A 17,868-nucleotide genomic window follows, 5' to 3' on the forward strand; every position below is an offset into this window, starting at 1 on the left:
TCCTTGAGCGTGCTCAGGTCTCCTGCTGGATCGCGTAGAGCGACTCCACGAGCAGCTCGAACGCCGGATTCTGCTGGGCGCTGCGCCGCGAGACCAGCTCATAGGGCTCGCTGTGGGACCTCAGCTGCAGCGGCAGGCGACTGACCAGGCCATGCTGGCAGACATAGTCCGCCACCTCGACCGAGACCAGGGCCACCAGCCGAGGATTGCGGCTCAGCAGCGACAGGGTGGTCAGCGCCGAGGTGGTCTCGATCAGGTGCAGCGGAAACGGCAGCTGGGCTTCGAAGAACTCGTGCTCCAAGGTGCGGCGCATGGGCATGTTGGCCCGATAGACCACCCAGCGACTGTCCGACAGATCCTGCAGCTCGACTCGCTCGCGCTGAGCCGCCGGATGGGAGGCATGGGCGATGACCGCGAGGGACTCGTCCTTGATGACCAGGGCGTCGTAGGCAGCGGGCTTGTCGCTCACCGATAGCCGGCAGATGGCGGCATCCAGCCGCCCCTGATCGACCAGGCCGAGCAGACTCTCGCTGGTGTCCTCCACCACCTCGATCGACAGCCGCGGCTGCAGCTCCAGCAGCCGGGAAATGGCATGGGTGAGCAGGGGGACGGCGCCCATGATGGTGCCGATGGCCAACTTGCCGCCCGAGCCACTGGCGATGGCGTGCAGCTCATGGCGCAGGTTGTCCAGGTCGGCCTGGATCAGCCGGGCGAAGCGAATCGCGCAGGTGCCGGCCGGCGTCGGCAGCAGGCCGCGGTTGGTGCGCAGGAATAACTCCACCCCCAGCGTGGATTCCAGCTCCTTGAGCGCCTTGCTGGCGCCCGGCTGCGTGAGCCCCAGGCCGTCCGCCGCATTGAGCAGCGAGCCCTTTTCCGCCAGGGCGATGAGCAGGCGCAGCTGCTTGGCGTGCAGGCGGGACATGATGGAGTTGAGACTGGCGAGATTCTTCATTGATCGAAGGTTATACCGCAGTGGCTGCGATCAGATCCTTAACAATAAGCAGCAGGTACGCGGCTTGGCTCGGTTTGCTGGGCTGTGGCGATAGAACGCCCGCAACTCAATCTACGGAACCTGTGTAGGTTGGGTTGAGCGCAGCAAAGCCCAGCGGGCCGGATTCAAGGTGCGTACCCTTTCCCTCACCCCAACCCTCTCCCAGAGGGAGAGGGGGCGGCAAAGGCGCGAAGGGAGGCGGCGGCATCGAGAGGTACGCTTTTATCCCCTCTCACCCTGGGAGAGGGGGCGGTAAAAGCGTGAAGGGAGGTGGGGCGGTATCAAGATGCACGCTTTACCCCCTCTCCCTTTGGGAGAGGGTTGGGGTGAGGGCAGCCCCCTAGAGCAACGTGAAACTTCCCTCGCGCACCCGCTCCGAATCCAGGCCGACCATCACCTTGAATTCGCCCGGTTCCGAGACCAGCTTGAGGTCGTTGTTGTAGAAGCGCAGGTCCGCCTCGGTGAGGGGGAAGTCCAGCTCGCGGCTTTCGCCTGGTTGCAGCATCACCTTCTGGAAGCCTTTGAGCTCCTTGACCGGTCGCGCCAGGGAGGCGGTCACGTCGTGCAGGTAGAGCTGCACGACGGTGGCGCCGGCGCGGGTGCCGGTGTTCTTGACCGTGACCTTGGCAGTCAGGGTGTCGCCCTTTTTCAGGGTGGCGCTGGACAGCTGCGGCGCCGAGACGTCGAAGGTGGTGTAGCTCAGGCCATAGCCGAAGGGGTAGAGCGGGCCGTTGACGATGTCGAAGTAGCGCGAGGTGTACTTGTTCGGCTTGGCCGCGTCGAAGGGCCGGCCGCTGCTCAGGTGGTTGTAGTACAGCGGCACCTGGCCCACTTCGCGGGGAAAGGTCATGGTCAGCTTGCCGGACGGGTTGTGGTCGCCGAACAGCACATCGGCCACGGCGTTGCCGCCCTCGGTGCCGGGGAACCAGGCTTCCAGCAGCGCATTGGCCTGCTCCTGTTCCCATTCCAGGGCCAGCGGGCGGCCATTCATCAGCACCAGCACCAGCGGCTTGCCGGTGGCCTTGAGCGCCTTGATCAGCTCGCGCTGGGTGTCGGGTACGCTGATGCGGGCGCGGCTGGAGGCCTCGTGGGCCATGCCCTGCGACTCGCCGACCACGGCCACCACCACGTCGGCCTGGCGCGCGGTGGCCACGGCTTCGGCGATCAATTCGCTGGCGCTGCGCGGGTCCACCGCGACCGCGGGTTCATAGGAGTTGAGGTAGGCCAGCACATCGCGGTCGTCCAGCAGGTTGGCGCCCTTGGCATAGAGCACCGCGCCCTGGCCGGCCACGGCGTTTTCCAGCCCACGGCGGATGGAGACCGCCTGGGCGGCCACGCCAGCGGCGGACCAGTTGCCCATGACGTCGCGCGGGCTGTCGGCCAGCGGACCGACCACGGCCAGGGTGGCGCCCTTGCGCAGTGGCAGGACGGCCTTCTCGTTCTTCAGCAGCACCAGGCTCTCGCGGGCCACCTGGCGCGCCTCGGCGCGGTGCAGGCGCGATTCGGCGTTGGTGTCGACCGGGTCCTGGCCCTGCAGGCGACGATAGGGATCGTCGAACAGGCCCAGGCGATACTTGGTCAGCAGCATGTCGCGCACGGCCTGGTCGATCTCGGCCTGGGTCACCTTGCCGGCCGCCAGCAGGGCGGGCAGCTGCTTGCCATAGACGTCGTCGTGCATGTTCAGCTCGACACCGGCCTTGAGCGCCTGCTCGGCGGCGTCGCGGGTGTCCTTGGCCACGCCGTGCAAGACCAGTTCGTTGATGGCGCCGTGGTCGCTGATCACCAGGCCCTTGTAGTTCCAGTCCTTGCGCAGCAGGTCCTGCAGCAGCCAGCGATTGGCCGTGGCTGGAACGCCGTTGATGCTGTTCAGGGCCACCATCACCGCGCCGGCTCCGGCCTCGGCGGCGGCGCGATAGGGCGGCAGGTAGTCCTGCATGAGCCGCTGCGGACTCATGTCGACGTTGCTGTAGTCACGCCCGGCTTCCACTGCGCCATAGCCGCCGAAGTGCTTGATGCTGGCCATCAGGCTGTCGGGCGCGCGCAGGTCGTTGCCCTGGTAGGCGCGTACCAGGGTGGCGCCGATGCGCGAGGTCAGCCAGGTGTCCTCGCCGAAGGTCTCGGAGGTACGGCCCCAGCGCGGTTCGCGGGTGACGTCGACGGTGGGGGAGAAGGTCAGGTCGAGGCCGTCGGCGGCCGCCTCGATGGCGGAGATGTGCGCGCTGGTGGCGATGGCGTCGAGATTCCAGGTGCTGGCCAGGCCCAGGTTGATGGGGAAGATGGTGCGCATGCCGTGGATGACGTCATAGGCATAGAACAGCGGGATCTTCAGCCGGCTGTGCACGACCTGGTCCTGCATCTGGCGGATGTCGGGGCGGGTCACGGTATTGAACATGGCGCCCACCTTGCCGGCGCGGATGTCCGCCATGATGGCTTCCTTGGGATAGTCCGGCCCGACGCTCACCAGATTGAGCTGGCCGATCTTTTCCTCCAGGGTCATCTTCGCCAGCAGGGCGTCGACGTAGGCGCGCGCCGGATCGGCGTCTTGCGCCGAGGCGAGGGTGGCGCCGATGGCCAGTCCCAGGCCGAGCATGAGTGCGGTGAGGCGTGGTGCGTTCAACATCTTCCCCCGATTCCCTGTGCGTATTTTTTCGTTGTTCTTGGGCACTGTCGTGCGCCGCCGATTGTACACAGCGAAGGGGCGGGAGGCGGAGCCGTCGACGGCCGGCGCGGGGCCGGTCGTCCGGGCTCGGGTGGGCTGCTGGAGGCGTCAGAAGCGCGGCTTGCGCGTCTCCCAGTCCGGCTGGTACTTGCGCATCTGGCGCACGTCGTCGCGGCTGCGGATGTCGATGGCGAGGAACTGCTCATGCAGCTTGGCCAGTTGCTCCTGATCCAGCTCCACACCCAGGCCGGGGGCGTCGGTGATCGCCACGCAGCCGTTGCGGATCGGCAGCTTGCCGCCCAGGATGACTTCCTCGTCCTCTTCCTGCCACGGGTAGTGGGTGTCGCAGGCATAGGCGAGATTGGGCACGGCGGCGGCCACATGGGTCATGGCCATGAGGCTGATGCCCAGGTGCGAGTTGGAGTGCATGGAGACGCCCAGGCCGAAGGTGTCGCACATCCGCGCTAGGATCTGGGTGTCTCGGAGGCCACCCCAGTAGTGATGGTCAGCCAAGACGATCTGCACACTGTTCTGCGCCACGCTGCGGCGGAATTCGTCGAAGTCGGTGACCACCATGTTGGTGGCCAGGGGAATGCCGGTGCGCCGATGCAGTTCGGCCATGCCGTCGAGGCCGGGGGTCGGGTCCTCGTAGTACTGGAGGTCGCCCGCCAGGACCTCGGCGATGCGCAGCGACGTTTCCAGCGACCAGTTGCCGTTGGGGTCGATGCGCAGCGGTGCCTCGGGAAAGGCCTGGCGCAGCGCCTTGATGCAGGCCGCTTCGTGATCCGGGCCAAGCAGGGTGCCGGCCTTGAGCTTGATGCTCTGGAAGCCGTTCTCCTCGATCATCCGCGCGGCCTGGGCCACCACCTGCTCGGGGCTGATGGCCTCGCCCCAGCGATCGGGCGGGTAGGGGGCGTCGATGTGCTCGGCGTACTTGAGGAACAGGTAGGCGCTGAAGGGGACTTCGCGGCGCACCGCGCCACCGAGCAGCTCCACCAGCGGAATGCCCAGGGAGCGTGCCTGCAGATCGAGGAAGGCCACCTCGAAGGCGGAATAGGCATTGGCCACCTGCTTGCTCGGATGGGAGCCGGGCGCCAGCTCCGCACCGGCCACCACGCCGCCGGCGAGACTGGCGACGGTCTCCACCACCCGCGCGCGCAGGCCATTGAGATCCCAGGCGGAGAGGCCGACCAGGCTGCTTTCCATGGCCTTGAGCACTGCCAGCACCGGGGCGTCGCCGTAGCTCTCGCCGAGGCCGATGTGGCCGTTGTCGCCTTCCACCTCGATGATGGATCTCAGCGCATAGGGTTCGTGGATGCCGCTGGCATTGAGCAGCGGCGCATCGCGAAAGGCGATGGGGGTGACTTTGATGCGTTTGATCTTCACGCTCAGACTCCTGGACTTGTAATTATGACGGCGGTCTTTGTCAGTCATCGTATGACTACTGGTCGGCTTCTTCAACCTGGAAATCGCACGACCGCCCGGGCGAACGACCGCGCATCGCTTCAGGGTTGCCCGCTCCGGTCGGGGCTGGATAAATAGCCAGCCGCTCGCCTATTGCCCGTGTCGTCATGAACGCTCCGCTCGAAGATCCCCTCTACTATCTGCACAACTTCCAGCGGGTACTGGACTGGGTTGCCCTGCGCTATCCCGATCTGCTCGACGACCACGAGCAGGGTTTCATCGCGGCCTTCGCCGACTTGCCACAGCCCTCGCGGGCATTGCTGGTGCGCCTGGTGATGCGCAAGGGCGAGGTGTTCCGCGCCAGCAAGCTGGTGTACAGCGAGATCGGCTGCCCCCGTGCCGCCGCCTTGCCGCTGGTGGACCTTGGCTGGCTGCTTTCCGATCCCGAATTGCACCTGATCGAACTCTTCGCCCTGCTGCGCAAGGAAGAACTGCTCGGCTGTTTCGGCAGCCGCCTGCCCAAGGCCGGTCGCAAGGAAGATTGGCTGGCGCGGCTGGAGGCCGAGCAGGCCACGCCCCTGGCCTTCAGCGGCTGGGCCGGCACGGTGCCGGAGCTGGTGGAGGAGGGCGTCTGGCGCCTGACGCTGATGGACCTCTGCGACCGCCTGCGCCTGCTGTTCTTTGGCAATCTGCACCAGGACTGGACCGATTTCGTGCTGGCCGATCTGGGCATCTTCCAGTACGAGACGGTGGCCTTCAGTGCCGAATCCCGCGCCTTCGGGCAGCGGCACGAGGTGGATGCCTATCTGCACATCCAGCGTTGTCGCCAGGCGCTGCGCGATGGCCTGCCAGCCGCCGAGCTGCTGCCGCTGCTGCCCGCCGAGCGCTTTGCCAACACCTGGCTGGAATTGCGCCGCGGCAAGCTGCTCCACGAACTGGCCCAGCACCACGAGCGCCTCGGCGAACTGGCCCAGGCGCAGGCGCTCTATGCCGCCTCGGCGCATCCCGAGTCGCGTATTCGCGCCCTGCGCATGCTCGAACGCCTGGAGGACTGGCCCGCCGCCCAGGCGCTGGCGGAAGCCATCGCCGCCGCACCGGCCCATGACGCCGAGCGCCAGCAGGTGGCGCGTATCCTGCCGCGGCTGGTGCGCAAGCAAGGTGGCCCGCCCAACAAGCGCCGCCCCGCCAGCCCGGTGGAGCGCCTCGATTTCGAACTGGTCAACGACGGCCTGCGCCGGGTCGAGTGGCTGGTGCGCGAGCACCTGGGCCGCGACGAGGCACCGGTGCACTATGTGGAAAACACCCTGCTTACCAGCCTCTTCGGCCTGCTGTGCTGGGACGCCATCTTCCTGGCCATCCCCGGCGCCTTCTTCCACCCCTATCAGCGCGAGCCGGCCGACCTGCGTCTGCCGGGCTTCCGCGAACGCCGCGCCGAGGCCTTCGCCACCTGCCTGGCGCGGCTGGACGATGGCTCCTACGCGGCGGTGATCCGCGAGCGTTTCGCCGCCAAGCGCGGCCTGGCCTCGCCCTTCGTCGCCTGGGGCATCCTCGGCAGCGACTTGCTCGACCAGGCCCTGGCCTGCCTGCCGGCACGTCACCTGCGGCTGTGCTTCGAGCGACTGCTGGAGGATCCGGAAAACAACCGCACCGGCTTGCCCGACCTGATCCAGTTCTGGCCGGCGGAAGGCCGCTACCGGATGATCGAGGTCAAGGGCCCGGGCGACCGCCTGCAGGACAACCAGCGCCGCTGGCTGGACTTCTTCGCCGCCCACGACATCCCGGTCAGCGTCTGCCACGTGCAGTGGCAGGTGGCCGCGACCTCCGCATGAGCTATCGCATCGCCGTTCGCGCCCTCTGCGAATTCACCGCCAAGGCCGGCGACCTGGACCTCAGGTTCACCCCGTCGCCCACCGCCCTGGAAGGTATCGAAGGCCACCAGCGGGTGGCGGCGCGGCGCGGTCCCGGCTATGAGCGCGAGGTCAGCCTGCAGGGCGACTTCGAGGACCTGCAGGTGCGTGGTCGCGCCGATGGCTTCGACGCCGCTGCCAATCGCCTGGAAGAGATCAAGACCCACAGGGGCAGCCTGGACCGCCAGCCCGGAAACCATCGTCACCTGCATTGGGCCCAGGCCAAGGTCTATGGGCATCTGCTTTGCCTGAGTCGTGAGTTATCCGGGCTGACCCTGGCGCTGGTCTATTTCGACATCGGCAGTGGCGCCGAGACCGTCTTCACCGAAGCCTGGACGGCGGCCGATCTGGCTGAGCACTTCGCCTTGCAGTGCTCGTGCTTTCTCGCCTGGGCGCGCCAGGAGCTGGCCCATCGCGCCGCGCGCGATGAGGCGCTGGCGACCCTGGCCTTTCCCCATGCCGACTTCCGCCACGGCCAGCGGCCGCTGGCGGAAGCCGTCTACAAGGCCGCCAGCGTCGGCTGTTGCCTGCTGGCCCAGGCGCCCACCGGCATCGGCAAGACGGTGGGCACCTTGTTCCCGCTGCTCAAGGCCATGCCGCGGCAGAATCTGGACCGGCTGTTCTTTCTCGCCGCCAAGACCCCCGGTCGCGCTCTGGCCCTGCATGGGCTGGAGTCCCTGGCCGCACCGGTGCGGGTGCTGGAACTGGTGGCGCGGGACAAGGCCTGCGAGCACCCGGAACTGGCCTGCCATGGCGAGTCCTGTCCGCTGGCACGAGGCTTTTACGACCGACTGCCGGCCGCCCGCGCCGCTGCCCTGGCCGCACCCACGCAGCTGACCCGGGCGCGGGTACGGGAGACGGCCCTGGCCCATGAGGTCTGCCCTTATTACCTGGCGCAGGAACTGGCGCGCTGGAGCGACGTGGTGGTGGGCGACTACAACTACTATTTCGACGGGAGCGCCATGCTCCATGCCCTGGCCCAGACCCAGGAGTGGCGGGTCGGGGTGCTGGTGGACGAGGCCCACAACCTGCTCGACCGCGCCCGCGGCATGTACAGCGCCAGCCTCGACCAGCGCCGCCTGGCCGCCGGCAAGAGCGTGGCGCCGCCGACCATCGCCAAGGGCCTGCAGGCGCTCAATCGCGAATGGAACCGCCTGCACAAGGAGCAGCAGGTCGACTACCAGGTGCAGGCGGAATTGCCCGCCGCCTTCCTCACCGCCCTGCAACGGGTGGTGGGTCTGCTCACCGAGCATTTCGGCGAATCCGGTCAGCCCCCGGCGCCGGAGTTGCAGACGCTGTTCTTCGACCTGCTGCAGTTCATGCGCCTGGGCGAGACCTTTGGCGATCATTCGCTGTTCGATGTCACCCTGCTCAAGGGCCGTGGCAAGGCGCAGTCGCAACTCAACCTGCGCAACCTGGTGCCGGCACCCTTCGTCGGCCCGCGGCTGGCGGCGGCCCACAGCTGCACCCTGTTCTCGGCCACCCTGATTCCTCAGCATTTTCACCGCGACCTGCTCGGGATCCCGGTTGGCAGTGCCTGGGTCGATGTCGCTTCGCCCTTCGCCGCCGAGCAGCTGGAGGTGCGCCTGGTGCGCCTCTCCACCCGCTACGCCGATCGCGCCGCCTCCCGCGCACCCATCGCCGCCCTGATCGCCGGTCGCTATCGCCAGCGACCGGGCAACTACCTGGCCTTCTTCAGCAGCTTCGACTACCTCGACCAGGTGGCCGAAGCCCTGGCCGAATTGGCACCTGACGTCCCCCAGTGGCGCCAATCGCGCGGCATGGACGAAGCCGCGCGCCAGGCCTTTCTCGACCGATTCCAGGCCGATGGCCGTGGTATCGGTTTCGCCGTTCTGGGCGGCAGTTTCGGCGAGGGCATCGACCTGCCCGGCGACCGCCTGATCGGCGCTTTCGTCGCCACCCTGGGCCTGCCCCAGCTCAATCCGGTCAACGAACAGCTGCGCCAGCGCCTGCAGCGGCGCTTCGGCGATGGCTATCGCTACGCCTATCTCTATCCAGGGCTACAGAAGGTCATCCAGGCCGCCGGCCGGGTGATCCGTACCGTGCAGGACCGCGGCTGCCTCTACCTCATCGACGACAGATTCACCCAGCCCGAGGTCAGGGCACTGCTGCCGAGTTGGTGGCAGGTGGAGGAGGGCGCGGTGCCCCTGTTGGAGCCGTTGCCGGCCTGAGGTCGTTGGGCTTCGCTGCGCTCAACCCAACCTACGAAGGTGACGGTGACCGTGGGCGGTGCCTTTCCCTCACCCCCACCCTCCTCCCGAGGGAGAGGGGGTAGGGCGGCAGAGGTTTGGTTCTGTAGGTTGGGTTGAGACGGCTCCACCGTCGAAGCCCAGCATGGCGGCGTCGGGCGGTGCCTTTCCCTCACCCCAACCCTCTCCCCGAGGGAGAGGGGGTAGGGCGGCAGAGGTTTGGTTCTGTAGGTTGGGTTGAGACAGCTCCACCGTCGAAGCCCAGCATGGCGGCGTCGGGCGGTGCCTATCCCTCACCCCAACCCTCTCCCCGAGGGAGAGGGGGTAGGGCGGCAGAGGTTTGGTTCTGTAGGTTGGGTTGAGACAGCTCCACCGTCGAAGCCCAGCATGGCGGCGTCGGGCGGTGCCTATCCCTCACCCCAACCCTCTCCCCGAGGGAGAGGGGGCGGAGCGGCAGGGGGGCGTGACGCCGGCGTAGGGTGGAAAACCGCGTAGCGTTTTCCACGAAGTGTGCCTGCGCTGATAGCCAAGTCCATCCAGGGTCTTCCGTAGGTTGGGTTGAGACAGCTCCACCGTCGAAGCCCAACGAAGCGGGCCTGCGCCAGGGGCTAACCCGCCGCCTCGTCCTCGCAAAACCTCAACCTGTTGCCAAAGGGATCGGCGATCTCCATCACCAGGCCCCAGGGCAGTTCCTGGATGCCCGGCCGGGCGAAGCCGTAGTCCTTGGCCAGCAGCTCGGTCTGTAGCGCGCGGATGCCGGTCAGCCGTACGAAGACCGTCGAGCCGGGACAGGCGTCGCCATGATGGCCGGAAAGGTGCAGGCGCAGACCGGCGCGCTCGACTTCGGCGTAGAGCGGCAATCCCGGCTCGAAGCGATGCTCCCAGACCAGGCGGAAGCCCAGGAAGCTGCAATAGAATTCACGCGCCTTTTCGTCATCGAAGATGCGCAGGATGGGGCTGGGTTGCCCGAAGGCGACGGTATCGATGGGCATGGCGGTACTCGACAGGCGCAGAAAGCGCGGTGGGGTGAGCGCCAGGGCGCACCTTTGAGGCTGCCCGGCAACCCGAACTGTGATCCGGAAAGCTTTGGTAACCCCTTTGGCAGACCAGAGCGTGCGCTAGGCTGCAGTTCACCGGTGCGATGGCGAACCTATCCGGGTATCGTGCATTCTTTTTCTCTCTGGCGGTTCGGCTGGGCCGAATCTTTTCATCCTTAGTGACCAAGGTTGATCCATGCAGCGTCGACACCTGCTCAAAGCGTCCCTGGCCCTGGCGGCCTACACCGGCATTCCTTCCACCGGGCTGTTCGCCCTCCAGGCCTTTGCCAATCCGGCCAATGGCGACGGCCAGGCCTTCGATTTCGACTGGCTCAAGCAGCATGCCAAGGAGCTGGCCGGAAAGGCCTACCAGCCTACCGCCCAGAAGCTGCCCGATACCCTGGCGAACATGACGCCCCAGCAGTTCAACGCCATTGGCTACGATGCCCAGCATTCGCTCTGGCACGACCTCAAGGGCCAGCTGGACGTGCAGTTCTTCCATGTCGGCATGGGCTTCAAGACACCCGTGCACATGTATTCGGTGGACCCCAAGACCAACGAGGCCAAGGAAGTCCACTTCCGCCCCGAGTTGTTCAACTACAACGACAGCGGTGTCGACAAGAGCCAGCTCAAGGGCGACCTGGGCTTTGCTGGCTTCAAGCTGTTCAAGGCGCCGCACCTGGCCCAGTACGACATCGTCTCCTTCCTGGGCGCCAGCTACTTCCGCGCCGTGGACAAGACCCGCCAGTACGGCCTTTCGGCCCGTGGCCTGGCCATCGATACCTACGCCGATCGGCCCGAGGAATTCCCCGATTTCACCAAGTTCTGGTTCGTCACCCCGAACAAGAACAGCACCCGCTTCGTGGTCTATGCGCTGCTGGATTCGCCCAGCGCCACCGGTGCCTATCGCTTCGACATCGACTGCCTGAACGACCGGGTGGTGATGGACGTGGACGCCAACGTCAACGCCCGTCGCGACATCAAGCAACTGGGCATCGCGCCCATGACCAGCATGTTCAGCTGTGGCACCCACGAGCGCCAGAGCTGCAACACCTATCATCCGCAGATCCACGACTCCGACCGCCTGGCCATGTGGAAGGGCAATGGCGAGTGGATCTGCCGCCCGCTGAACAACCCGCCCAAGCTGCAATTCAACGCCTTCAAGGACGACAGTCCCAAGGGCTTCGGCCTGGTGCAGACCGATCACGAGTTCGAAAGCTACCAGGACGTCATGGTCCGCTATGACCGCCGGCCGAGCCTGTGGGTCGAGCCCACCTCCGCCTGGGGCGAGGGCGCCATCCAGTTGCTGGAGATCCCCACCACCGGCGAGACCCTGGACAACATCGTGGCCTTCTGGGCCCCGGCCGAGACCATCACCGCCGGCAAGTCGCTGCACTATGGCTACAAGCTGCACTGGAGCGCGTTGCCACCGGTGAGCACGCCGCTGGCACGGGTCTACGCGACGCGTTCCGGGATCGGCGGCTTCCCCGAAGGCTGGGCGCCCGGTGAGCATTGGCCCAAGGTCTGGGCACGGCGCTTTGCCATCGACTTCAATGGCGGCGGCCTGTCCTTCCTGCCCGAGGGCACCGGCATCGAGCCGGTGGTGACCGTCACCGACGGCAAGGTGCAGGATTTCCATGTGCTCAAGATCGACGAGATTGGCGGCTACCGGGTGATCTTCGACTGGTACCCCACCAGCGACAAGGCCGACCCGGTGCAGATCCGCGCCTTCATCCGGACCCAGGACCGCGCCCTGAGCGAAACCTGGCTGTTCCAGTACTTCCCGCCGGCGGCCGACCAGCGCCGCTATCCGGACTGGAAGCAGTCCTAAGCGACTGACCTGAAAAAGCCGCTGTGCCTCGCCAGGCGCAGTGGCTTTTTTTCGTCCCGTGAAAGGCCAGGCAGGTGGTGATCGCCTGCGCTGGGCACCGCTAGTCGGCCAGCATCACCTGGTTGCGCCCGCCACGCTTGGCCTGATAGAGCGCCGCATCGGCCAGGCTGTAGGCGATCTCGAACTCGGTGCCCGGCGCATTCAGGCTGAGGCCGAAGCTGGCGGTCACCGATGCCGGCCCTGTCGTGTCCTGGGCGATGCGCAGGCGCAGGCGCTCGGTCATGGCCAGGACTTCGTCCCGCGCCGTGGTTGGCAGCAAGACGGTGAATTCCTCGCCACCTACCCGGCCGACGATGGCCGGCGCCTGGACGATCTCCTGCAGACAGCGGGCGATGGCTTGGATGACCCGGTCTCCGACCGGATGGCCGAATTCGTCGTTGATGCGTTTGAAGTGATCGATGTCCAGCACGATCATGGCGCCGCCACCCTGGCGCAGGGCCTGGCCGGCCTGGTCGATGACCGCGCCGCGATTGAGCACCCCGGTCAGGGCATCGTGGGTGGCGCGGTACTCCAGCTGCTGGGTGAGGGTCTGCAACTGCTGGTTGAGGGCATTCATCTCGCGCTCGGCGCGGTCGCTGCGCGCGATCAGCCGGCGGGTCTCGCGCATCAGCCGCTCGAAGTGCAGGGTCAGGTCGCCCAACGCGGCTCGGTAGCGTTCGGCGTCGGCGTCATCGGCCGTATAGAGCGCGCGTGCCGCCTGCAGCACACCGGCCTCCTGCTCGAACAGGTCGGGGCCTGGATCGGCCGGGCTATAGCGCCGGACGCTGGCGGTCATGCCGGCAGCTCGGGATGCTCGACGAACGCCAGGGCCTGGAAGTCCAGCCGCAACTCTTCGCCGAACTCCTGGATGGTCTCGTCTTCGGCATCGTAGTACCAGTGCAGCTCCACCCGGTTGCCGGCCTGGGCCGCCTGGTCCAGGGCGTCGAACAGGGTGAACAGCATCTTGGTGCTGGAACTGTTGAAGTAGGCGAGGGCGACATGCACCAGCAGCGTGGCCTCCTGCCGCTGGTCGAGATAGGCACGTAGCTGCTCGATCACCGGCAGATAGAAGGCGGCGGCGTTTTCCGGAAAGGATTCACCCTTGAGCCAAAGCACGTCTTCGGCGAAGCGGAAATCCACCTCGGGCGACGTGGGCGTGGGGGCGATGAACAGATTGTCCATACGAGAGTAGGCCCTGGTCAGATGATGGCTTTCAGGCAGAACAGGGCGGTGCCCGGATTCCGCGTGGACGGATGGAAGGCGAACTCCAGTGGCGCGCTGGCATCGCGCGCCATGGTCAGGAAGCCCAGGCCGGCGCCCTTGCTGTCGGTGGGGGTCTCGGCGCGCAGGGACTCGCGGTAGGCCTGCTTGATCTGCTCGATCGACATGCTGCACAGGGGTTCGAGGCGCGCGCGCAGGGCCTGGACCTTGTCGCTGACGATGGGATTGGCGCAGAGCATCTGGTAGTTGCCGTCCTGGCGGGTGATACAGACCGAACCCTGGCCCAGCTTGGCATCCGCGAGCGTGTCCGGGGGCAGGGCATCGGCGGAATAGTGCAGGACGTTCTGTGACAGTTCGATGAAGGAGGAAAACAGCTTGCGCCGGGTGGCGCCGCTGATGCCCTCGAATTCCAGTTGCAGTTTCACCACCTCGGCCATGGCGGCGACGATGCCATGGGAGAAGTAACCGTGGTGATAGAAGATCACCTGTTGCTGCTGGGCGATCTCCAGGAAGGCCCCGTTCTCGGCTAGGGAGGTCAGCATGACGTCAGTCCACGCGGATGCAGAAGAAGGTGAGGTCGTCGCGGCGCTGCTCGTCGCCTTGCCAGGCGGCGAGATCGTCGGCGAGTTGCTGGCAGAACACCGCGGTCGGTGCCGTGCGCGCGTCGGTCAGCCGATTCAGGGCGCGTTTCTTGCCGAAGGAGGTGCGTCGCGGGCCGCCGATCTGGTCGAGCAGGCCATCGGTGGTGGCGAACAGCAGGCTTCCCGGTGGCAGCGGCAGGGTGGTGGCTGGCCAGCACTGCTCCAGCGGGCTGTCGGCATACCCCAGGCCCAGGCGCAGGGGGACCAGGGTCAGGACCTCCGCGGCGTCGGGCACCAGGAGATGGAGCGGCAGGCGCGCGCCCGCATAGGTCAGGCCGTGGCCGTGGCGATCCACCCAGAAGCAGGCCAGGTCCAGGCCGTCGTTGGATTCGGAGATGCCCCCGGATTGCCCCAGCATCGCCTTGACACTCACGTTGATCGCCGCCAGCAGGGCGGAAGGATCACGCGGCCCCAGTTGTTGCAGGGCCTGGGTCAGGGAGGACGAGGCGATCATGGTCATGAAGGCGCCGGGCACCCCATGGCCGGTGCAGTCGGCGATGGCGCCGAACCAGCCGTCTTCGTATTGGGCGAAGTGATAGAAGTCGCCGCCGACCACATCGCGCGGCTGCCAGACCAGGGTGGCGTCTTGGGCCATCACCGCCAGGGTCTCGCGAGAACTGCGCAGCATGGCCCGCTGGATGACGCTGGCGTATTCGATGCTGTGCATGATCTGGCGATTCTTCTCGGCCTGCAGATCCGCGACGATGCGCATCAGCTGCACGCCCAGGCCGAGGCCGACGAAGCGGCCTTCACGGGTGACGATGAAGCCATCGGCCAGCGCCTTCTCGCCCACCTCGACGGTGCGGCGGGTCAGCTCCTCGATGGACAGGCCGGCGTCCACCACCAGGGGTTCCTTGTCCATGAAGGCGATGCAGCTCTTGCGATCGTAGACTTCCCGGTGATACGGCTTGCTCATCTGCGAGAGGAAGATGTCGCGGTTGATGAGCCCGATCGGTCGGTCGTTCTCGATCACCGCGAGGCTGGTGATCTCGCGCCGCTCGTTGAACAGATCCATGACCCTGGCATTGGTGTGCTCGGCCTCGACCGCCGGCCATTGCGTACAGAGATCCAGGGCGCTGCGCTGACAGGGGCGGAAGGCCGCGCGGGAGGAAGGCAGGGGAGCGGACGACATCGATAAGAATCCGTTCTCGGGAGGTCGATGCAGCCTAGGGGCTCCGTATTGAGCTTTGATGACAGGGGATGGCCAGGCGCCAGCATGGCGCTGCACCTGGCCTTGGGCGCTGGCGCTTCAACTCACCAGCAGCCCCAGGGAGCCGCGGGCGAACGGTTGGGGCGGGACGGCATTGAGCACCGCGCCTTGCAGGACCAGGCCGCTGTGGGCGAATTGGCGCTGGGTCGCCTCGATTTCCTTGGCGGTGTTGCAGCCATGGCGCGACACCAGCAGGCAGGTGCCGGCCTGGGCGGCGAGCAGTACCGCATCGGTCACCGCTAGCACCGGTGGGGTATCGAGGATCACCAGTTCGTAGTCCTGCTGCAGCCCACGCAGTAGCTCGGTACAGCGTGAACTCATCAGCAGTTCGGCTGGATTGGGCGGCCGGATGCCCCCCACCAGGCAATCCAGGCCGGCGATTACCGTGGGCTGGATCGCCTGCTCGGGCGTCGCCAGGCCGGCCAGCACCTCGGCAAGGCCCGGGCGGCGCGTCAGTTGCAGGCGACGGTGCAGGCGCCCGCGACGCAGGTCGGCGTCCACCAGCAGCACCCGCATCCCGCCTTCCGCCAAGACCCGGGCCAGTTGCACGGCCACCGAAGACTTGCCGGCGCCCGGGCTGGCGCTGGTGACCAGCAGCAGGTCATTGCGCGCCTCGGTACGGGCGAAGGCCAGGCTGGTGCGCAGGATCCGCAGTGCCTCCTGATAGCCGGCGTCGAGCGGCGTCTGCAGCGATCCACCGGCCTGGCGACCTGGCGCCAGGGGCAGTTGCGCCAGCACCGGCAGGCCGAGCTCTTCCAGGCTTCCAGCGTCCTCGATGCCACGCTCCAGGCTGGCGCGCAGATAGACCCAGGCACCGCCGGCCAGGCAGCCGAAGAGCAGGGCGCTGAGGATCAGCAGGGGTTTCTTCGGGTAGACCGGCGCAATCTGGGTATAGGCGTGGTCGATGATGCGCACATCGCTCACCGTGCCGGCTCGCACCACCGACAACTCCTGGATGCGCCTGCTGATCAGCGCATAGACCTTGTCTGCCGCCTCCACCTCGCGTTGCAGGCGCAGCACCTCCTGCTGGGTCTGCGGCAATTGGCCCAGGCGCCGCTGCAGGACCTGACGCTGGCGATTCAACACCTGGCGCCGCGCCAGCAGGGTCTGGTACAGCGGGTGGGTGGGGGTGAAGCGCAGGGCCAGGCCAAGGCGCTCCATTTCCAGGGCCGATAGCTGGCCGTCGAGCTCCACCGCCTGGCTCAGCAGGCTACGCCCTTCTGCACCGATGGCGATGGAGCCCCGTTGCCGCTGGTAGCTGTCCAGGGCCTGGCGACCGGCACTCAGGCGCTGGTTCACCCGTGGCAGCTCCTGGCGCAGGAAGGCCAGCTGCTGGGTGGACTCGTCGGCATTGCGGGTCACGTCCTGGCGCACATAGGCCTCGGTGAGGCCCTGCAGGATGCGCTGGGCCCGCAGGGCATCGGTATCCTGCAACTGGATCGAGAGGATGCCCGAGCGCTTGCCGCGCTCGCTGACCCTGAGTCGTTCCTGCAACGCCTGGATTGCCACGCCGCGGCGCTGCTTGACCAGGATGAATTCGGTGCCTGGATAGGCGTGCAGCTGGGCGATGTCCAGCCGCAACTCGCCCGCACTGGCCGGCTGGCCCAGGCGGCCCTCCAGCAGGCGGTTCCCCTTGGCATCGGCCAGCACGAAGCGATCGGGTGCCTCGGCGGTGAGGGTGAGCGGCTGGCCATAGAGGGCAGCGGGTACCGTGAGACTGGCGATCGTGAGCTGCTCTCCGCCCCAACCGAACCGATGGAGGCCGAACGGCGCGGTGGCTATCGCCGCGCTGGCCCGTTCGTGGCGGCGCGCCAGCCAGTCGCCGAGCAGCGGCACCCGCCGCGGGGTGACGCTGAGGTCGAGGCCCAGGGCATCCACCACCTCTCCAACCACGCGCCGCGAGGTGAGCAACTGCATCTCGGTGATGGCTTCCGGCGGTGGCATGGGGCGGCCGTTGTCCGCGTCGTCCAGGCGCACGATGCCACGCTGGTATTCGATCTGCAGGGTCGCCACCGCCTGATAGCGAGGAGCGGCGAACTGGGCGTAGGCCACGCCCAGCAAAGTGCAGAGGACCACGCAGGCGAGCAGGCCGCGGCGATGGCGCCAGAGCGCGGCGCAGTAGCGCGCGAAACCAATGTCCGCGGCGTGAGGAGCAGGGGGTAGAGCCTGATGCGACTTGTCCATGCAGGAGCGGGCCTTGGGCAGGTACGGTGAGGACAGCCGTCGCGGCCGATGCCTGTCCGGGGGAGACGGCGGTCGGCGAACCGGGGTCGAGATTTTCACACCAGGCTGGGCACAGCTGGGAACGCCAGGCGCTGGATCAAGGATCCGCGCCTTGTCGGCTGGAGTGCTGCGTCGACTCTAAGCGAAAGCAAAAGCCAAAAATGTGACACCCCGTGCAGAACGCGCCGGATGCCGGCTTGGCAGCGTCAAGGTGCTAAGGCAGTCTTCTTTGCGACCTGTCATGCCTGCCGACGACGCACCGTGGCAGGCCCTGTTCCTCGTCCCTCCAGTGGGGCCGTCGAGCCAGTCTTGTGTTAAGCGGCGTCGCCCCCGGGTGATGCCGTGTTCCTGACGGCTTCTTGAATGTAGTCAGCGGTTGAAGCCCGGTTACCCGCCTGTGTGGCCTCATGCCCACGCGCGGTCCTGTACCGGTTGTACCAGGCCTGCGGAGGGTAGCGCCTGGTTCTTCACTGCCCTGGACGGCGTTCTCGACTG

General features: G+C 66.9%; 12 protein-coding genes. 3 read left to right on the top strand and 9 right to left on the bottom strand.

Features of this window, described 5'->3' with window-relative positions; translation table 11 throughout:
• Positions 1–13 precede the first annotated feature (13 nt).
• From APT59_RS05525 to APT59_RS05535, 3 genes are all read right to left on the bottom strand, one after another.
• Positions 14–952 (bottom strand): LysR family transcriptional regulator, encoded by a 939-nt coding sequence (locus APT59_RS05525; RefSeq protein WP_059313941.1) that lies wholly within the window; start codon positions 950–952, stop codon positions 14–16.
• A 379-nt stretch (positions 953–1,331) separates the two neighbouring features.
• Positions 1,332–3,611, bottom strand: a complete 2,280-nt coding sequence (bglX, locus tag APT59_RS05530) for a beta-glucosidase BglX (RefSeq protein ID WP_059313942.1) — start codon at positions 3,609–3,611, stop codon at positions 1,332–1,334.
• Positions 3,612–3,758: 147 nt separating this feature from the next.
• The gene (locus APT59_RS05535; protein WP_059313943.1) at positions 3,759–5,036 is read right to left on the bottom strand and encodes a glucarate dehydratase family protein; all 1,278 of its coding nucleotides are present in this window, start codon (positions 5,034–5,036) and stop codon (positions 3,759–3,761) included.
• 185 nt (positions 5,037–5,221) lie between these two features.
• Here APT59_RS05535 and APT59_RS05540 point away from each other — a divergent pair, with 185 nt between their 5' ends.
• Positions 5,222–6,883 (top strand): VRR-NUC domain-containing protein, encoded by a 1,662-nt coding sequence (locus APT59_RS05540; protein ID WP_059313944.1) that lies wholly within the window; start codon positions 5,222–5,224, stop codon positions 6,881–6,883.
• Positions 6,880–9,153 (top strand): ATP-dependent DNA helicase, encoded by a 2,274-nt coding sequence (locus APT59_RS05545; RefSeq protein WP_059313945.1) that lies wholly within the window; start codon positions 6,880–6,882, stop codon positions 9,151–9,153. The genes APT59_RS05540 and APT59_RS05545 overlap by 4 nt, the downstream gene beginning before the upstream one ends.
• Positions 9,154–9,779: 626 nt before the next feature.
• Here APT59_RS05545 and APT59_RS05550 read toward each other — a convergent pair.
• Positions 9,780–10,163 (bottom strand): glyoxalase superfamily protein, encoded by a 384-nt coding sequence (locus tag APT59_RS05550; RefSeq protein ID WP_059313946.1) that lies wholly within the window; start codon positions 10,161–10,163, stop codon positions 9,780–9,782.
• A gap of 241 nt (positions 10,164–10,404) precedes the next feature.
• Between APT59_RS05550 and APT59_RS05555 the strand changes: the two genes are divergently transcribed.
• Positions 10,405–12,039 carry a glucan biosynthesis protein D gene (locus APT59_RS05555; protein WP_059313947.1) on the top strand — a complete coding sequence of 545 codons (1,635 nt, stop codon included), beginning with the start codon at positions 10,405–10,407 and terminating at the stop codon, positions 12,037–12,039.
• 100 nt (positions 12,040–12,139) lie between these two features.
• Here APT59_RS05555 and APT59_RS05560 read toward each other — a convergent pair whose 3' ends face one another.
• The 5 genes from APT59_RS05560 to APT59_RS05580 form a co-directional block, all read right to left on the bottom strand.
• Positions 12,140–12,874, bottom strand: coding sequence for a GGDEF domain-containing protein (locus tag APT59_RS05560; protein ID WP_059313948.1), 735 nt, complete (start codon positions 12,872–12,874; stop codon positions 12,140–12,142).
• Complete coding sequence (locus tag APT59_RS05565; protein ID WP_059313949.1) at positions 12,871–13,260, bottom strand: DUF1987 domain-containing protein; 390 nt, start codon at positions 13,258–13,260, stop codon at positions 12,871–12,873. Before APT59_RS05565 ends, APT59_RS05560 begins: the two co-directional genes overlap by 4 nt.
• Before the next feature lie 17 nt (positions 13,261–13,277).
• A complete protein-coding gene (locus APT59_RS05570; protein ID WP_059313950.1) occupies positions 13,278–13,841 on the bottom strand; it encodes a SiaB family protein kinase in 564 nt (187 codons plus the stop codon).
• Positions 13,842–13,845: 4 nt separating this feature from the next.
• Positions 13,846–15,072, bottom strand: a complete 1,227-nt coding sequence (locus tag APT59_RS05575; RefSeq protein ID WP_059313951.1) for a SpoIIE family protein phosphatase — start codon at positions 15,070–15,072, stop codon at positions 13,846–13,848.
• A 117-nt stretch (positions 15,073–15,189) separates the two neighbouring features.
• A complete protein-coding gene (locus tag APT59_RS05580; RefSeq protein WP_059313952.1) occupies positions 15,190–17,334 on the bottom strand; it encodes a polysaccharide biosynthesis tyrosine autokinase in 2,145 nt (714 codons plus the stop codon).
• Positions 17,335–17,868 lie beyond the last annotated feature (534 nt).

Origin of the sequence: Pseudomonas oryzihabitans, from assembly GCF_001518815.1 — a bacterium.
GTDB classification, from domain to species: domain Bacteria; phylum Pseudomonadota; class Gammaproteobacteria; order Pseudomonadales; family Pseudomonadaceae; genus Chryseomonas; species Chryseomonas oryzihabitans_E.

Excerpts from the sequence above, each read along its gene's own strand:
- APT59_RS05525 (WP_059313941.1), bottom strand. The coding sequence starts at position 952 with ATGAAGAATCTCGCCAGTCTCAACTCCATCATGTCCCGCCTGCACGCC.
- bglX (WP_059313942.1), bottom strand. The coding sequence starts at position 3,611 with ATGTTGAACGCACCACGCCTCACCGCACTCATGCTCGGCCTGGGACTG.
- APT59_RS05540 (WP_059313944.1), top strand. The coding sequence starts at position 5,222 with ATGAACGCTCCGCTCGAAGATCCCCTCTACTATCTGCACAACTTCCAG.
- APT59_RS05545 (WP_059313945.1), top strand. The coding sequence starts at position 6,880 with ATGAGCTATCGCATCGCCGTTCGCGCCCTCTGCGAATTCACCGCCAAG.
- APT59_RS05550 (WP_059313946.1), bottom strand. The coding sequence starts at position 10,163 with ATGCCCATCGATACCGTCGCCTTCGGGCAACCCAGCCCCATCCTGCGC.
- APT59_RS05555 (WP_059313947.1), top strand. The coding sequence starts at position 10,405 with ATGCAGCGTCGACACCTGCTCAAAGCGTCCCTGGCCCTGGCGGCCTAC.
- APT59_RS05560 (WP_059313948.1), bottom strand. The coding sequence starts at position 12,874 with ATGACCGCCAGCGTCCGGCGCTATAGCCCGGCCGATCCAGGCCCCGAC.
- APT59_RS05565 (WP_059313949.1), bottom strand. The coding sequence starts at position 13,260 with ATGGACAATCTGTTCATCGCCCCCACGCCCACGTCGCCCGAGGTGGAT.
- APT59_RS05570 (WP_059313950.1), bottom strand. The coding sequence starts at position 13,841 with ATGCTGACCTCCCTAGCCGAGAACGGGGCCTTCCTGGAGATCGCCCAG.
- APT59_RS05575 (WP_059313951.1), bottom strand. The coding sequence starts at position 15,072 with ATGTCGTCCGCTCCCCTGCCTTCCTCCCGCGCGGCCTTCCGCCCCTGT.
- APT59_RS05580 (WP_059313952.1), bottom strand. The coding sequence starts at position 17,334 with ATGGACAAGTCGCATCAGGCTCTACCCCCTGCTCCTCACGCCGCGGAC.